Genomic DNA, 16,159 nt, shown 5'->3' on the forward strand with positions numbered 1-16,159 from the left:
AAAGCGGGCGACCAGGACATCCAAAACCGTTCGGGATGCCCGCAGTGACCAGGTATGGGTCCAAGACTCACTACTGCTCACTGATTAGGAACGGTGGAGTCACGCGGTCCTCCGCATGTCGATGGCATGGGGGTGGAGAGTCCCGGTCTCCGCCCACTGATGGGACTGAGCTTTCGAAATATCGAAAGCTGTGCGACATGCTGTGCGGGGATCTACGCTGGAGGACTGTCTCCTGGTGTCAATGGCACGGGGAGACGTGAGTGTGCGGAGGTAATTCGCTGGACAACTCCTTTGCGGGAGGTCAGCGTTGAGGGAATGGAGCAGGAGAAGATCTGGGACGCCGCCGTCGCCCGGCGCTACGACACGCCCGGTACCGGCATGTTCGCCCCCGAGGTTCTGACCCCCGCGGTGGACCGCCTCACCGAGCTGGCGGACGGCGGAGCCGCGCTGGAGTTCGCGATCGGGACCGGTCGGGTCGCCGTCCCGCTGGCCGGGCGAGGAGTACCCGTCACCGGCATCGAACTGTCCGGGCCGATGGTCGAGCAACTGCGGACCAAGGCCGACGAAGCCACGATCCCCGTGGTCATGGGTGACATGGCGACGACCCTCGCCCCGGGGACGTACAGCCTCGTCTACCTCGTCTACAACACGATCTCCAATCTGCTCACGCAGGCCGAGCAGGTCGGGTGCTTCCGCAACGCCGCCCGTCATCTCCCGCCCGGCGGCCGGTTCGTGATCGAGCTGTGGGTGCCGGAGCTGCTCACGCTTCCCCCGGGCAAGGAGGCCACCGTGTGGCGCGCCGACGCCGGCTACGTCGGGCTGGACACCTACGACGTCCTCAACCAGCGTGTCGTGTCGCACCACTTCCGTATCGACGAGACCGAGGAGGCCCGGCTGTACCGCAGCCCGCACCGCTACATCTGGCCGTCCGAACTCGACCTCATGGCCCAACTGGCCGGATTCGAGCTGGAGTCCAGGCAGGCCGACTGGTCCGGCACCGAGTTCACCGCCGAGTCGGGTTCCCATGTCTCGGTGTACCGGCTGCCGCTGACGCACTAGCCGAGGAACGACACGTCCCGGTAGTGCGCGGAGACCGCCCTCATTCCGGGCGCACGGGCAGCCGGCCGAGCAGTTCGGCCCCCTGAGGGGCGGGGAATGCCGTCACCTCGCCTCGCTGCCGCCCGACCTTGTCGAAGCCCGCGTCGTGAGCGCCGATCCCCACCGCGTCGCCGTGGACGCTCAGGTGGGCAGCAGCCGCAGCGCGTACAGCGCGGCGCCCAGGTCGGCGAGGGCCATCGGGTCGGTGAGCGTACGCCCGGTCAGCTCCTCGACGCGACGCAGCCGGTAGCGCACGGTGTTGGGGTGGACGAAGAGCCGTTCCGCGGCCCCGGCGGCAACCCCGCCCGAGGCGAACCAGTGACCGAGGGTCTGCAGCAGCCGCGCCCGCTCCGCCTCCGGCAGTTCGAGGAGCGGGCCCAGGGCGACCTCGACCAGCCGGCTCGCTTCCGCCGGAGCGGCGGCCACCAGCATCGCCACCGGGCTGTCGTCGAACCGGGTGACCCCCGGACCCTCGCCGGGCAGCCCGGCCAGGGCCAGCCGGGCGAACCGGAGCGCCTGCGGCGTGTCGCGAAGTGAGTCGAACCGGGGGCTGACGCCGACCCGGGCGGGCCGGCGGCGCAGCGCGCGCAGGCTCACCGTCTCCGCGTCCCGGTGCCCGAGCGAGACCAGCCCGATCTGCTGGTCCGGCAGCAACCGCCACACGGACGGCACGCCGGAGCGGCGCAGCGCCGCCTCGATCCCGGGCAGCGGCTCCTGGCCGGGATCCGGCACCGACGCGGCCACCACCGCGTACGGCCCGCGCTCCGGCAGACCGAGCTGCCCGGCCGCCTCCCACGGCGTCGTACGATCCGCGAGGGCGCCCGTGAACAACGCCTCGGCCAGGGCCGACCGGCGGGCCTCGCGCTGCAGCGCCAGCTCGGCGCTGGCCTCGCGGTAGGCGGCCGCCACGGCCTCCGCGTACCGGCCGAACAGCGCCCAGATCTCCGAGGAGCCGGCCACCAGCTCCGCGTCCGTGACCTCCGGGTGCCTGCGCGCCTCGTCGACCATCTCCGACCAGAGCAACTCGAAGCCGACCCGGTACGCGTGCAGGGTGTCCGCGAGGGGCACGCCCTGCTCGGCGCGCAGGCGTCCGGTCTGCTGAGCGGCTCCGACGCCCGGTTGGGCGCCGTAGGCGAAACGTCCGAGGAGTTGATCGGCGTTGCCCTGGCAGGACTCCCTGAGCGACGCCAAGGGGATCAGGGAGTCGTCCGCGTACGACTCGACCTCCGCGCGGATGCGCTCGGCCATCCGCTCGCCCAGCTCCGGAAGGCGCCCACGCAACGCCGCGCCCACATTCGACAGACCCATACCCGCAGCGTACGGGGCTCCTTTTGTTCCCGGGAACAAGTCCGTCCCGGGCGAACTGTGGGCGCCACCATGGACGCCCCCGACCGTGCACGCGACCATGCCGGGAACGCTCGCGGCGGGACCCGTGGGCGCGGCGGATCATGCGTGCGAGGAGGCATCATGGCCAATCTGGCGGAATTCCTGGTGGAGACGGCGCGACGGCTGCCGGACCGTCCGGCGCTGCGGCTCGGCACCGCGACCACGACCTACGCCGATCTCGACCGGCTCAGCGCCGAGGCCGCCGCGCTGCTGCGCACCGAGGGCCTGCGCACCGGCGACCGGGTCGCACTGATGCTCCCGAACGTGCCCGAATTCGTCGTCCTGTACTACGCCGTCCTGCGCGCCGGCGGCATCGTGGTGCCGATGAACCCGCTGCTGAAGCAGCGCGAGACCGAGTACCACCTGCGGGACTCCGGCGCCGTACTGCTCTTCGAGTGGCATCAGGCGCCCGGCGAGGGCGCCGCGGGCGCGGCCGCGGCCGGCGTACGGCACCTGACGGTCGAACCGGCAGCCTTCGCCGCCCGACTGGCGCACCTGGAGCCGGAGTACGAGGTGACGGCCGCCGCGGGCGACGACATCGCCGTGCTGCTCTACACCTCGGGCACCACGGGCCGTCCCAAGGGTGCCGCGCTCACCCACGCCGGGCTCCGCCACAACACCGAGGTCAACGTCACCGAGGTCCAGCGGCTGACCTCCGACGACGTGATCGTCGGCTGTCTGCCGCTGTTCCACATCTTCGGGCAGACCTGCACCATGAACGTCGCCGTCCACAGTGGCGCGTCCCTCACCCTCGTCCCCCGCTTCGAGCCGCAGACCGTGCTCGACGCCGTCGCCCGCGACCGGGCCACCGTCTTCGAGGGCGTCCCGACCATGTACGCGGCGCTGCTCCAGCATCCGGACGCCGCTGCGGCCGATGTCTCCAGCCTGCGCATGTGCGTCTCGGGCGGTGCCTCGCTGCCGGTGGAGATCCTGCACGGGTTCGAGCGGCGCTTCGGCTGCATGGTGCTGGAGGGCTTCGGCATGTCCGAGACCAGCCCGGTCGTCTCCTTCAACCACCCCGACCGGCCGCGCAAGCCCGGATCCGTCGGTACCCCCATCCGCGACGTCGAGGTCCGGCTGCTGGACGACTCCGGCCGGGACGTCGCACCGGGCGAGGTCGGTGAACTGGCCGTGCGCGGGCCCAACGTGATGAAGGAGTACTGGCACCGTCCCGAGGAGACGGCCGCCGCCATCCCCGACGGCTGGCTGCGCACCGGCGACCTGGCCCGCCAGGACGAGGACGGCTATCTGTACATCGTCGACCGGAAGAAGGACCTCATCATCCGCGGCGGCTACAACGTCTACCCGCGCGAGATCGAGGAGGTGCTGCACGAGCATCCCGCCGTCGCCCTCGCCGCGGTCCTCGGCGTGCCCGACGAGCGGCTCGGCGAGGAGGTGGCCGCCGCGGTCGTCCTGCGCCCGGGAGCCCAGGCGGACACCGAGGAGTTGCAGCGGTTCGTCCGGGACCGGGTGGCCGCCTACAAGTACCCGCGCCGGGTCTGGGTGACGGACGCGCTGCCGATGGGTCCGAGCGGCAAGATCCTCAAGCGGGAGATCGCCGAGCCGGCGCCCTGAGACAGCTCGCCATGTGAACGGACTGTTCACAATAATCAGTTGTTGTCATGTCGTGTTGACTGAAATCCTGGCCGCATGTCATCAACCGCCGATCACACGGACCCCTTCAACCCTCCGCAGCCGGAGCGGGCGCGCGCCCAGCGGGTCCACGCCTCCCTCTTCCGCATCGCCGAGCGGCATGCGGCGACGGACGAGCAACGGCGTCGGCAGACCCACCCGTCGGTCCTCGCGCCGCACGAGGCCGTCCGGCTCGTGACGTTCCTGCTGAGCGGGGCGGCACTGCTCGACGAGGGCGAGCCGGAGGTGGACCGTGCCGACGTCACGGCCGCGTTGAGCCTCGTGCCGCTGGTGCGAGCGGAGCTGGACGAACTGGAGGCCTCGCTCCTGCAGATGGCCCGCGGCCGGGGCATGACCTGGCCCGAGATCGCCTTCGGCCTCGGACTCGGCACTCCGCAGGCCGCCAGACAGCGTTACGAACGACTGGCCGACCGCACGGCCACCGACGCCGGGGACGCCTGACACGGGGACCGGCCGTCGGCCGGCCGGCCGCATGCCGAGGGCTTCCCGGGGCAACGCCCCTGCGGGCTATGGTGAAACGACGCGGGGCTGAAGCGACGGGAGACTTCGGTGGGGGTGTCGGGCGCAGAGCGGGACGAGCGGATCCGTGCGCTGCTCGCGGTCCCGGCGCTGTCGGGGCCCGAGGAGCTGCCCTCGGTCGCGGACGCGGACGGTTTTGGCGAGTTGGGTGTCTCCCGCTCGCTGTACAGCCGGGGCGAGCAGGACCCATATGTGCGCCGGCCCTGGGTGGACGAGGCGCTGGACTCGGCCCTGCGGGACAGGGACTTCGTCCTGCTGGCCGGCGGCTCCAAGGCGGGCCGGTGGCGCACCGCGTGGGAGGCGGTGCGCCGTACGCTCCCCGGCGCCCGGCTCCTGGTGCCCCGGCCGGGGATCGCCGCACTGGCCGGACTCCTCGCCCTGGAACCGCCGTTACGGGCCGGGGACGCCGGTGCCGTGGTCGTCTGGCTCGATCACCTGGAGCGGTACCTGGGCATCGCGCACGGCATGGACGGCGCACTGCTCGACCGGCTCCGCTCGCTCGCCCCCCGGGTCGTGCTCCTGGCGACCGTCGAGTCCAACGTGCGCGAGCACCTGCTGTCCACCGAGGGCCGGCTCGGACCGACGGCACGGCTGGTCCTGGATCAGGCCACGATGGTCGTCGTACCGAGCGGGCCCGGCGCGCGGAACGAGACGGCCGAGGCCGAACCACAGCCACCCGACGGGGAGTTGGCCGGTGTTGGGGCCGTACTGGAGCAGCGCCGGCAGCAGGGCCTGCACGCCTCGGGCGACGAGGCGGCCGGGCTGGGCTCGGCGCTGGTGCGGGCCGCCGTGGCCTGGCGGCGCATGGGCCTGTTCCGTCCGATCGCCGAAGCCGAACTGCGGGAACTGGCCCGGCTCGACCCGCGGTTTTCCGCACCGGAGCCCGACGACGGCACACGCTGGGCCGACGCCCTGAGGTGGGCCCTGACCGTGCCTCCGGAGGCCACGGCAGCGCTGCTGGAGGAAGTGCGCCCGGCTGCGGGGCCGACTGCCGAGCGGGCGTTCCGAGCCGCCGATTTCCTCGTGTCCCGGGCCGATCAGCCCGAAGTGCCGCTCGCCGCTTGGGACTTCGTGCTGCGCCGCTGTGACGCCTTCGAGCTGAAGGCGGTCGCCGAGGCCGCTCGCACCAGTGGTATGACCCGGGTCGCCGAGTCGGCGCTGCGGCAGGCCTCACGCAGCGCCGAACCGCTGATCGCCTCCTACGCCGGTTTCCGCCTCGGCAGCGATCTGGAGAAACGCGGCGACACGTCCGGCGCGCACGGCGCCTACCGGCAGGCTGTCGCGGACGGCGGGATCGACATCGGCGTTTGGACCGAGCGGCGCGGCACACCGGACGAGCCGAGCGGTACCCGCCGCGGCGCGAGCGCCGACTCCATGATGGCCGCGATGGCCTGCGTCAACCTGGCGCAGTCGCTCGCCGAGCAGGGCCGTACGGCCGAGGCGATCGCCGCCTGCCGCGAGGCGATCGACATGGACGACCCGATCGGCACCGCGCTGGCCGCCCAGAACCTCGCCGGCCTGCTGCGTCGGCAGGGCGACACGGAGGCGGCGCGCTCGGCGTACGAACAGGCGCTCGCCGCCTGCACCTGGCACGGCGACCCCGCCGGACTGCGCGGGATGGTGGCCGCCGACCTGGGTGCACTGCTCGCCGAGCAGGGTGAGACCGCCGCCGCCCTGATCGCGCTGGAGGTCGCCGTCGACTCCGGCCACCGCCTTGCCGCGCCGCGCGCCGCCGCCCGGATGGGGCTCCTGCTGAGCGAGCGGGGCGACAGCGAGAAGGCCGTGGCGGCCTTTCGGCTCGCCGCCGAGGCCGAGGAGCCGGAACCCGCGGCCGCCGCCCGGCTCCAACTCGCCGTGATGACGGAGCAGACCGATCCGGAGCAGGCAGCGGCCCTGTACCGGAAGACGGCCGCCTGTGGCATGCCCCGCCTGGCGGGCCTGGCACTGTGCGGCCTGGGTGCCCTGCTGATCGGGCGCGGTGACGTGTCCGGCGCCGTGCGCGTCTACCAGGAGGCGATCGAGCCGGGCCGCACGGACCCCGGCTCGGCCGCGCGGGCGGCATTCCGGCTCGGCATGCTGCTGGAGGAGCAGCGCGACATGGACGGCGCGCTGTCGGCGTACCGCGAGGCGATGCGCTCCGGCGACCGGGAGTCGGCACCCCCGGCGGCGTACGGCGCCGGCTGCCTGCTCGAACGGCGCGGGGACTTCCGCGGCGCCCGCGACGCGTTCCGGCAGGCCGCCCGCTCCGGGCATCCGCGCGTGGCCGCGTGGTCCCTGATCCTGCTGAGCGACGTCCTGGTACGGCTGAGGGATCCCCAGGGTGCCGGGTCCGCCCTGGAACGCGCCGCGCGCTGCGCGGATCCGGACGCACGGCGGGCCGCCCTGGAACGGATCGACCGCCTGCCGCGCGGCCCCGGCCCCGACGGCACAGCAGCGAGAACCACCGAGCCACCGTACGGGGATGTGTGACATCGACGTGAGCAACGACAGTGCGCTGGACTCCGGCGACCGCGCGTGGGCCGGCCGGTCCGCCCTGGAGGCACGACTCGCCGAGCTGACCGAGACCCTGGGCACCCACGGCTTGAGCGTCGTACGCCGGAACGTCTACTACGACGAGAGCGGCGACGGCACCGGAGACCTGCTCTGGCTGTGGCTGTGCGCCGCACCGCGCCGGTTTCCCGAGGAGACGCACGATCTCGTGGTCCGGTACAGCACGGCCGACGGCGACTGGCAGGTCTCCGCACCCGACGGCCGGACCCGGCGGATCCCCGCGGCCGCCGGCGCGGCCCCGCCCGCCGCCGCGATCGCCGATGTCCTGTCGGCGGCTCAGGGAGGCGCGCCGCCCGAACCGCCGGCGCTGCGCGACATGCCCGACTGGGTGTCGCTGGTGCTGAGCGGGGCCGCCACCTCGTTGATCATCCCGTTCGTCCAGGCCGTCGCCGGCAAATCGGCCGATGACGTGTACGCGGGCCTGCGCGCCCGGCTGGCCCGGCGCGGCAGACCCGCACCGGACCCCTCCGCCTCCGACTCGGCCGGTTCCGACACGGGCACCCCGGACCCGCATGTCCCGCACGACGCCTCCGGCTTCGTCAGCATCCGGGACCCGGAAGCCGACCTCCAGCTCGTCATGCCCGACCCCGTCCCACCCGACGCCGTACGGCAGTTGATGACCATGGACCGCTCGGAGCTGCGCGGCCGTACGCTCGTGTGGGACGACAGCAGGCAGGAGTGGTTCCGTTGCCGCCGGACCTGAACCCCGCCGGTCAGGACACCGGTTCCGGCCCCACGGCCGATTCGCTCACCGGCCGCCTCAAGGCCTACACGGCCACCTACGATATCGCCGTCCTGCTCGAAGCCGGAGCCGAGCGGGAAGCCGCCGCCCTCCTCGATGCGGCAGTACGCTCCGTCGTGCGGGACATGAGCATCGACGTGCAGCCCTGGCTGCGGTTCCTCCACGACACCGGCTGGCTGTTCTGGCTGCGTGCCCTGTCCGACGCGCGCCGCAGCCCGCTGAACGACCGGGATCTCTCGCTCGCCCTCACCCTCCTCGCCCCGCTGCGGGACGCCGAGCCCCGGTCCGTGCCGGAGGCGGTGGCCGAGCAGATCCAGGCCCCGACACCGGGCGCTCCCCAGGTGGGCGTCTGGAACAACTTCGCGGGGCTGCTGCTGGAGGAGGCGGGGCCGCACGACCGTACGGCGCTGCTCGCGGCGACCGTCGTGCTGCAACTGGGCATCGTCATGGCCGAGGACAGGCCGGGGCGGACCCGATGCATGGGCAACACCGTGCACAGCCTGCTCCTGCTGCACGAGCACCACGCCGACCCGGAACTCCTCGCCGGGGCCGTCGACCTGGCCCGCAGGCTGGTGGCCGAGACTCCGCAGGACGCGCCCGAGTACCTGGACCGTCTGGCCCGGCTGTGCGAGGCCCTGCGGCACGCCTACACCCTCCACCGCGAGCGCCGGGTGCTCGCCGAGGCCGTCGACCTGGCCCGTACGGTGTTCAGGGGGCTGCCGCCCGACCACCCCCGCAGGCCCGACGCGGTGACCAACCTCGCCGGACTGCTGCATCTGCGCCACGACGACGTCGGTGACTCGGAGTCGCTGCGGGAGGCCGTCGCCCTCTCCCGGGCGCTGGTCGACGGACTGCCCCCCGACCATCCCGCGCGCGCCCGGGAGCTGAACAACCTGGCTCACCAGCTGGGGGCGCTGGCCGAACTCGACGGCGAGAGCGGGGACCCGGCCGCACTGGACGAGACCATCGATCTGGGCCGGGCGGCCCTTGCCGCCCTCACTCCCGACGCCGACCCGGAACTGGGCACGGCCGTCCGGGCCAACCTCAGCCGCCGGCTCGGACAGCGTGCCCGGCGCGGTGGCCCCGGGCACGATCCGGCGGCCGACCTCGCCGAAGCCCTCCGGCTCGCCCGGCAGGCGCATACCGGTTCGGCGGGCCGCCCGACAGCAGTGGCGTTGGAGGCGCTGGCCAGCAACCTGGCCGAGCAGTACGCCCGCACCCGTGACCCCGCTGTACTGGCCGAGTCCGTCGCCGTGCTGCGGGACGGCCTGGCGGCCGCCGCGAGCCCCGCCCAACTGGCCTCCCGCCGCTACCTGCTCGGCGCGGCCCTCAACAACCGCTATGTGGAGTACGGCGAGTCGGCGGACGCCCGCGAGGCGGCCACCCTCCTCCGTCAGGTCGCGAGGGCAGCCACGGAAAGCGTCCACAGACGGCTGGAGAGCGCCTGGCACGCCGGCAAGCTGGAGATCAACCTGGAGGACTGGCCGGGCGCCGCCGACGATCTCGCCCTGGCGGTCCGTCTGCTGCCGGACCTCGCGGGCTGGCAGTTGCGCGCCGGTGACCGGGAACGCCGGCTGCCCGCCTATGCGCCGCTGCCCACGCTGGCCGCTTCCTGCGCGCTGGCCACCGGCTCACCGGCCCGCGCGCTGGAACTGCTGGAACAGGGACGCGGGGTGCTCCATGCGGAGGCGTCGGCCGTACGCGTCAACCTGGAACGGCTGCGCGCCCACGCCCCGCACCTGGCCACGGCCCTGGAGGAGCTGCCGACCCGGCTGCGCTCCGAGCCGGACGCCGACCGGCGCCACCGACTGGCCGACGAGCGACGGCACTTGATCCAGGAGATCCAGGCTGTGCCCGGTTTCGAGGACTTCCTTCAGCCGCCGCGCCTCAAGGAGATCCTCGACGCCTGCCGCTCAGGTCCCGTGGCCGTCCCGATGTTCGGCCGCTACGGCTCCGACGCCCTGCTCGTCACCCCGGACGGCGTCCGCCGGCTGCCGCTGCCCCGGCTCACGCTCGACACCGTCCGGCGGCTCGGCCGCGATCTGCTGGGCGGCGCCGAACTGGCCCTGGACCACGGGGTCTCGCCGGCTCGCCGGAGCCTCGGCGAGTACTCCCTGCGCACCGGTCTGGCCCTGCTCTGGGACGCCGTCGTGGGGCCCGTTCTCGACGCCCTGCGGGACGACCTCGGCGGCCTGCGGGAGGGCACCGCTCCGCCCCGCATGTGGTGGTGTCCCACCGGGCCGCTGAGCCACTTCCCGCTGCACATGGCCGAACGCCGCGAGGAGGGCAGCGCGTTCGCCCTCGTGGTGTCGTCCTACACGCCCACCGTCCATGCGCTCGGCCGCCTCCGCGCCTGGCGGCCCGGCCCGGACAGCCGCCCCCTGGCGGTCGCCCTGCCGCGCACCCCCGGCGCCTCGGATCTGCCGGCCGCCGACGAGGAGGCGGCGCTGCTCACCGGCTCGTTCCCCGGCGCCCGCCTGCTGCGCGGGCCGGCCGCCACCCGTGAGCGGCTGATGACGGCCGTGCCGGACCACGACATCGTCCATGTGGCCTGTCACGCCGGACACGACGCCGATCGTCATCACGAGAGCCACCTCGTCCTGCACGACGGCCGGCTGCACATCAGCGACATCGCGGCCGCCCGCACCGACCGGGCCGGTCTGGCCTTCCTGTCCGCCTGCGGCACCGCCCGCAACCGTCTCGACCTGCCCGACGAGTCCCTGAACCTGCTGTCGGCCTTCCAACTCGCCGGCTTCAGCCACCTGGTGGGCAGCCTCTGGCCGGTGGCCGACCCGGTCAACACCCGCCTGGTACAGGCCTTCTACGAGCACCTGACTGCGCATCAGGACGCGACGGTCGCCGATTCCCTCCATCACGCCGTGTCGCAGGTGCGCGAGCGGGAGCCCGAACGGCCCTCGCTCTGGACACCCCATCTGCACATCGGCCCCTGAGCCGGAGTGCAGCGGTACGCCCCGCACCAGTACGCCATTCCGGCCGCACCGGCCGGGTCCCAGGCCCAGGGCAACGCCCGGACCGGCGCGGCGGTCGCGGCGGGTCACCCTGCGTCGGACGAGCAGGAGCGGCAGACGGCTCGGCCTGTACGGAGGAACGCTCACCAGCCCGTCAGCAGAAGGTGGTTGAGGAGCAGAGCCAGGATTGCCTGGGCGGCGAGCCACGGGCGGGGGCGGGGGAGGAGGGCGCAGGCGGGGAGGAGCCAGAGGGCGAAGGGCAGCCAGATGCGTTCCGTCTCCGCCTTGCTCATGCCGGACAGGTCGGCGACCAGCAGGGCGAGCAACGCGACGGTGACGAGGAGCGCCAGGCGTGTGTCCGCCAGGCGCCGGGGGCCGGTCCCGGGGAGCAGTGCCGCGGTCGTCCGGCGCAGGCCGGCCGCCGTGGCCGGGCCGGTGACGAGGGCGGTGCAGGCGAGGTTGGCCCAGACCCAGTAGCCGTAGGGGCGGGTGCCGCCGACGCCCTGGTAGTAGCGCGTGACGAGGAGGTGGTAGGCGTGCCACCAGTCGAAGCCGGCGAGCGTGAACACCACGGGGAACACGGCCAGTCCGGCGAGCAGGGACAGCAGCAGGGTCGGGTGTTCGCGGAGTTCGCGGCGCGCCAGCGCGACGACCGCCGCGCCCACCAGGGCGAACAGCGTGAGGCCGTAGGAGAGGTAGCAGGTCAGGCCGAAGAGGAGGCCCGAGGCCGCCGCGTACCCGTGGGACCGGCGGGTCAGGGCCAGGGCGAGCAGCGCCAGCGACCAGGCGGCGACGGCCGCGAAGTAGCCGTCGGCGGAGGTGCCCTGCCACACCGCGGCCGGGGCCAGCACCAGGAACGGGGCGGCCCGGCGCGCGAGCGTCTCGTCGGTCAGGGCGCGGAGCGCGATCAGCACCGCCACGCAGCCCGTCGCACCCGCGGTGATGCACCACATTCCGGCCCAGCCGCCGCCCCGCAGCCCGATCCGGTCCAGCAGCACGAAGGTGAGCGTGGCGGCCGGCGGATGACCGGCGATGTGCGCGGGCCAGGGGTCGGGGGTGCCGCTGACGATGTGGTGGGTGAAGTCGCGCAGGGTAGCCGGGATGTCGTGGAAGCGGCCGATGACACTGAGGTATTCGTTGCGGGTGGTCAGCCTGACCGCGATGCCCTGGTGCCAGCCGTCGACCAGGGCGAGGGACAGGATCCAGGCCACGGCGGCCGCCCAGGCCGCCGCGAGCAGCCCGCGCCAGGGCAACCGGGCCGCGAGGGCGGGGCCGTAGGCCACGGTGGCCGCCGCCACCGCCAGGGCCGCCGGGGTGCCGGGGCCGAGGTGCGGGTCCCAGTCCGCGAACAGCGGCGGCCAGTGCACGAACAGGGTGCGGCGGGTGTCCTGGATGTGCCGGCCGACGAGGACGGCCGCCGTCACGAGGAGGGCGGCGGCAACGGCGGCGTACAGGTCGTGGCGGAGAGATCGGGTCACACCGGAACGCTAGGCCGGGAGAGCGGCACACAGCCGCCGTGCGGGCCGGACGTCAGCGTTTCGTCACCGGTCGCGGACCCTTTTCCGGGGCTCCCCCGGCCTACGGTCGGGACATGCGCGACCATCCCCGGCTTCCCACTTCCCCAGGCTTCTGGCGCAGCCCCCTGCGCGGCCCCTGGTTCACCTCGGTGCTCGGCCTCGTCCTGCTCGTCGGCATCACCGTGCTGTTCGTAACCGGCCTGGTGTCGTACGCCGCCTACAACCCGGGCCTGTCCCGGGTGAACGACCAGACACCGGACAAGGGCATTCTGGGCTTCTACCTGTTCGCCTGGCCCACCGACCCGGTGTGGCTGTACCGGCTCACCCAAGGCGTCCATGTGACGCTTGGCATCACCCTGATCCCGGTGTTGCTGGCCAAACTGTGGTCGGTGGTGCCGAGGCTCTTCACCCTGCCGCCGGCCCGCTCCCTCGCCCACGCGCTGGAGCGGATCTCCCTGGTGCTGCTGGTCGGGGGAGGACTGTTCGAGTTCACCACCGGAGTCCTCAACGTCCAGCTGGACTATGTCTTCCCGGGCTCCTTCTACCCGCTGCACTTCTACGGGGCATGGGTGTTCTTCGCCGCGTTCGTGGCACACGCCCTGCTGAAGACACCCACGGCGGTACGGGCCGTACGGCAGCGCCGGCAGGAGCAGGACGACCTGGTCTCCCCGCGCCCCGAGGCGCCCACCGTCTCCCGGCGCGGCGCGCTGGGGCTGGTCGGCGGGGGTTCCCTGCTGCTGCTCCTGACCACCGTCGGGCAGAGCCTGGGCGGACCCTTCCGCCGTACGGCCCTCCTCGCGCCGCACGGCACCGCCGATCCCGGCGGCGGCCCGAACGGCTTCCAGATCAACAAGACCGCCGCCTACGCCGGCATCACAGCCGCCGACACCCACGAGGACGCCTGGCGGCTCGTCGTCACCGGCCGCACCGGAACCGTCCGGCTCAGCCGCGCGCAACTCCTCCAACTGCCGCAGCACAGCGCTTCGTTGCCCATCGCCTGCGTGGAGGGCTGGTCGACCGCGGACCAGTGGTGGCGCGGGGTGCGGCTGCGGGACCTCGCGGCGCTCGTCGGGTACGACGGCGACCCGCCGGACGTACTCGTGGAGTCCCTGCAACGGCACGGAGCGTTCCGGCGTGCGGCCCTGCGCGCCAACCAGGTGGCCGACGGACGCTCGCTGCTCGCGCTCTTCGTCAACGGCGAGGAACTGTCCCCCGACCACGGACACCCGGCGCGGATCATCGTCCCCGCGGCACCCGGTGTGCTCAACACCAAGTGGGTGGCCCGACTGACCTTCGGAGACCTGTGATGCCGCGAAGCCTGAGCCTGGGCAGTCCCTTCCAGTTCCTACTGCTCGCCTGCTCGTTCGCCCTCGCCGCGTACGCCGGGGTACGGCTGCTGGCCGGTGACTGGTTCGGGGTGGCGCTGTGGATCGTGGGCGCCGCCCTGCTGCACGATCTCGTCCTGCTGCCGCTGTACACGGTGGCCGACCGGGCGCTCACCGGCGGCCTGGGGGCGGCCGGCCGGCGCGGCTGGACGCTGTACGTGCGCGTCCCGGCCCTGCTGTCCGGACTGCTCCTGCTCGTCTGGTTCCCGCTGATCAGCGGCATGGTGGACCGGCGCTACCGGTCCGCCACCGGACTCTCCCCGGACGGTTTCCTCACCCGCTGGCTGCTGATCACCGCCGTACTCTTCGGCGGCTCGGCACTGCTGCTGGCGTGCCGTGTGCGCAGGGCGGCGAAGCGCCGGCCGCCCGCCGACCACTGAGCGACGGACCGCCACCCGGCCCTGCGCGCGTACCGCAGCAGGGCCGGGGTGCCGAGGCGCGCCCAGGGGAAGGGCGCCCCGGCGGCCCCGGCGTCGCCGACCGTGTCGACCACCTGGACACGGGCGCGCTCGTCGACGTGTCCCGGCACGGTCTCGGCGATCAGCAGCCCGCCCGGGCGCAGCAGCGCGGCCACCCGCTCCAGCAGCGCGGACGGCTCCCCGCCGATGCCGATGTTGCCGTCCATGAGGAGCACGGTGTCCCAGCGGCCCTCGCCGGGCAGCGGCTCGAAGACCGAGCGCCGCAGCGCCTGCCCGCCGAGCCGGATGGTGTGGTCGACGGCGGCCTCGCTGACGTCGATGCCGAGCACGGTACGGCCCCGGGCGGCGAGCTCCGCCACCAGCCGGCCGGGACCGCAGCCGACATCCAGGACGGCGCCCTCGCAGCGGTCCAGGACCGCTACGTCGACTTGATCGGCTCGGCCGCACCAGCGCTCCACCTCCAGCGGCATCAGCCAGCCGTCGGTACGGCGCAAGAAGAGCGGGCCGCGGCCGGTGCGCAACGCGGCCGCGTAGGGGTCGGCGGCCGCCCAGGCGACGGAGGCGCCCCTCATCGCGGGGTGACCGGCGTACAGCGGGCCAGCTGGGCGGCGAACCGGCCGTGCCGGGCCAGCGCGGCGACGGCGTGGGCGTCGGCGGCGGTGTCGACGTCCCGCAGCCGGGGCAGCTCGCGCACCCGCAGCCCGGCGGCCAGCAGCCGCTCCCGCTGCACGGCCCCGGTCACCGGAGTCGACATCGGCACGCCCCGCAGCAGCGCGGGGTCCGGCTCGGCCAGGCCCAGGGCCCAGAAGCCGCCGTCCTCGGCCGGGCCGAGGTAGGCGTCGCAGTCCGCGAAGTCCACGGTGAGCAGCTGAGGCGTCACCTGCGGGGTGTCCATGCCGATGAGCAGCGCAGGTCCCGAGCAGTGCGCGAAGGCGTCCGCCAGCCGCTCGTCCAGCCCGCCCGCGCACTGCGGACGCACCTCGAAGCCGGCCGGCAGCCACGGTCCCGGCGCCCCGTCGAGGACGAGGACCCGCCGGGTCGCTGGGGCCGCCGCCACGGCGCGCAGGGTGTCCGCGAGCGCCGCCTCCGCGAGACGGGCCGCCTCTTCCGGCGTGAACGGCGGGGTGAGCCGGGTCTTGACCCGACCCGGCAGCGGTTCCTTGGCGATGACGAGCAACGTGGTCACCGTACGAGCCCCCCGTCGGCCGGGGTCTCGGCCAGCACGCGGCTCATGTCCCGCACCGCCTGCCAGGTGCCGCGCCAGGTGCCCGTCACCTTGGAGGCGCCGGTGCGCGGGCGGTAGGGCACGTCGTGCTCGGCGATGCGCCAGCCGGCGTCGGCCGCGCGGACGACCATTTGCAGCGGGTAACCACTGCGGCGGTCGGTGAGGCCGAGCGCGAGCAGCGGCTCCCGGCGGGCGGCGCGCAGCGGGCCCAGGTCGTGCAGGCGCAGCCCGGTACGGCGGCGCAGCATCCGCGCCAGCGCGAGATTGCCCGCGCGGGCGTGCGCTGGCCAGGCGCCCCGGCCCTGCGGGCGGCGCCGGCCGAGGACGAGGTCGGCCGTGCCGTCCTGGATCTCCCGTACGAAGGGAACGAGCAGCGCCGGGTCGAGGGAGGCGTCGCAGTCGCAGAAGCACACGATGTCGCTCGTGGCCGCGGTCAGTCCGGCGTGGCAGGCGGCGCCGAAGCCGCGCCGCGGCTCGTGCACCACCGTCGCGCCGAGCGCGCGGGCGATGTCGGGGGAGCCGTCGGTGGAACCGTTGTCGACGACGAGGGCGCGCCAGCCGGCCGGGATACGGCCGAGCACCCAGGGCAGGGCCTCGGCCTCGTCCAGGCAGGGGAGCACCACGTCGACGTCCGCTGAAGGAGTCGTCACGGTCTCACCCTACGAACGACAATCGGGCATATCGGACTCATGGTCC

At 73.7% G+C, this 16,159-nt stretch carries 13 protein-coding genes; 7 read left to right on the plus strand and 6 right to left on the minus strand.

The window, feature by feature from the left end; genetic code table 11:
- Positions 1-315 precede the first annotated feature (315 nt).
- Complete coding sequence (locus tag AB0M27_RS36600; RefSeq protein ID WP_365728545.1) at positions 316-1,059, plus strand: class I SAM-dependent methyltransferase; 744 nt, start codon at positions 316-318, stop codon at positions 1,057-1,059.
- A 40-nt stretch (positions 1,060-1,099) separates the two neighbouring features.
- Here AB0M27_RS36600 and AB0M27_RS36605 read toward each other — a convergent pair whose 3' ends face one another.
- Positions 1,100-1,222: a hypothetical protein gene (locus tag AB0M27_RS36605; protein ID WP_365728546.1), complete on the minus strand. Its 123-nt coding sequence runs from the start codon at positions 1,220-1,222 to the stop codon at positions 1,100-1,102.
- 17 nt (positions 1,223-1,239) lie between these two features.
- Positions 1,240-2,406, minus strand: a complete 1,167-nt coding sequence (locus AB0M27_RS36610) for a helix-turn-helix domain-containing protein (protein ID WP_365728548.1) — start codon at positions 2,404-2,406, stop codon at positions 1,240-1,242.
- Between the two features lie 159 nt (positions 2,407-2,565).
- On the opposite strand from AB0M27_RS36610, the gene AB0M27_RS36615 reads away from it, so the two are divergent.
- The 5 genes from AB0M27_RS36615 (at position 2,566) to AB0M27_RS36635 (ending at position 10,899) form a co-directional block, all read left to right on the plus strand.
- Positions 2,566-4,059: a long-chain fatty acid--CoA ligase gene (locus AB0M27_RS36615; protein WP_365728550.1), complete on the plus strand. Its 1,494-nt coding sequence runs from the start codon at positions 2,566-2,568 to the stop codon at positions 4,057-4,059.
- A 75-nt stretch (positions 4,060-4,134) separates the two neighbouring features.
- Positions 4,135-4,578, plus strand: a complete 444-nt coding sequence (locus AB0M27_RS36620; protein WP_365728552.1) for a DNA-binding protein — start codon at positions 4,135-4,137, stop codon at positions 4,576-4,578.
- Between the two features lie 108 nt (positions 4,579-4,686).
- Positions 4,687-7,125, plus strand: a complete 2,439-nt coding sequence (locus AB0M27_RS36625; RefSeq protein WP_365728554.1) for a tetratricopeptide repeat protein — start codon at positions 4,687-4,689, stop codon at positions 7,123-7,125.
- Entirely contained in the window at positions 7,118-7,909 is a 792-nt protein-coding gene (locus AB0M27_RS36630; RefSeq protein WP_365728555.1) for a hypothetical protein, read from the plus strand. Before AB0M27_RS36625 ends, AB0M27_RS36630 begins: the two co-directional genes overlap by 8 nt.
- Positions 7,894-10,899, plus strand: a complete 3,006-nt coding sequence (locus AB0M27_RS36635) for a CHAT domain-containing protein (RefSeq protein WP_365728557.1) — start codon at positions 7,894-7,896, stop codon at positions 10,897-10,899. Before AB0M27_RS36630 ends, AB0M27_RS36635 begins: the two co-directional genes overlap by 16 nt.
- Before the next feature lie 161 nt (positions 10,900-11,060).
- Here AB0M27_RS36635 and AB0M27_RS36640 read toward each other — a convergent pair whose 3' ends face one another.
- Positions 11,061-12,395: a hypothetical protein gene (locus AB0M27_RS36640; RefSeq protein WP_365728559.1), complete on the minus strand. Its 1,335-nt coding sequence runs from the start codon at positions 12,393-12,395 to the stop codon at positions 11,061-11,063.
- Positions 12,396-12,508: 113 nt separating this feature from the next.
- On the opposite strand from AB0M27_RS36640, the gene AB0M27_RS36645 reads away from it, so the two are divergent.
- Positions 12,509-13,741 carry a molybdopterin-dependent oxidoreductase gene (locus AB0M27_RS36645; protein ID WP_365728566.1) on the plus strand — a complete coding sequence of 411 codons (1,233 nt, stop codon included), beginning with the start codon at positions 12,509-12,511 and terminating at the stop codon, positions 13,739-13,741.
- Between the two features lie 313 nt (positions 13,742-14,054).
- Here AB0M27_RS36645 and AB0M27_RS36650 read toward each other — a convergent pair whose 3' ends face one another.
- Genes AB0M27_RS36650 through AB0M27_RS36660 form a run of 3 tightly spaced genes read right to left on the minus strand, consistent with a single transcriptional unit; the run spans position 14,055 to position 16,113 of the window.
- On the minus strand, positions 14,055-14,810 hold the full coding sequence (locus AB0M27_RS36650; protein ID WP_365728568.1) for a class I SAM-dependent methyltransferase: 756 nt from the start codon (positions 14,808-14,810) through the stop codon (positions 14,055-14,057).
- On the minus strand, positions 14,807-15,424 hold the full coding sequence (locus AB0M27_RS36655; RefSeq protein ID WP_365728570.1) for a DUF2064 domain-containing protein: 618 nt from the start codon (positions 15,422-15,424) through the stop codon (positions 14,807-14,809). Before AB0M27_RS36655 ends, AB0M27_RS36650 begins: the two co-directional genes overlap by 4 nt.
- Entirely contained in the window at positions 15,421-16,113 is a 693-nt protein-coding gene (locus AB0M27_RS36660; RefSeq protein ID WP_365728572.1) for a glycosyltransferase family 2 protein, read from the minus strand. The genes AB0M27_RS36655 and AB0M27_RS36660 overlap by 4 nt, the downstream gene beginning before the upstream one ends.
- Between the last annotated feature and the right edge of the window lie 46 nt (positions 16,114-16,159).

The sequence above is a fragment of the Streptomyces sp. NPDC052107 genome, from assembly GCF_040680215.1.
Classification (GTDB): Bacteria; Actinomycetota; Actinomycetes; order Streptomycetales; family Streptomycetaceae; genus Streptomyces.

Bases quoted from the DNA above. Each gene is read 5' to 3' on its own strand.
- AB0M27_RS36630 (WP_365728555.1), top strand. From the start codon at position 7,118: ATGTGTGACATCGACGTGAGCAACGACAGTGCGCTGGACTCCGGCGAC.
- AB0M27_RS36645 (WP_365728566.1), top strand. From the start codon at position 12,509: ATGCGCGACCATCCCCGGCTTCCCACTTCCCCAGGCTTCTGGCGCAGC.
- AB0M27_RS36610 (WP_365728548.1), bottom strand. From the start codon at position 2,406: ATGGGTCTGTCGAATGTGGGCGCGGCGTTGCGTGGGCGCCTTCCGGAG.
- AB0M27_RS36600 (WP_365728545.1), top strand. From the start codon at position 316: ATGGAGCAGGAGAAGATCTGGGACGCCGCCGTCGCCCGGCGCTACGAC.
- AB0M27_RS36615 (WP_365728550.1), top strand. From the start codon at position 2,566: ATGGCCAATCTGGCGGAATTCCTGGTGGAGACGGCGCGACGGCTGCCG.
- AB0M27_RS36650 (WP_365728568.1), bottom strand. From the start codon at position 14,810: ATGAGGGGCGCCTCCGTCGCCTGGGCGGCCGCCGACCCCTACGCGGCC.
- AB0M27_RS36620 (WP_365728552.1), top strand. From the start codon at position 4,135: ATGTCATCAACCGCCGATCACACGGACCCCTTCAACCCTCCGCAGCCG.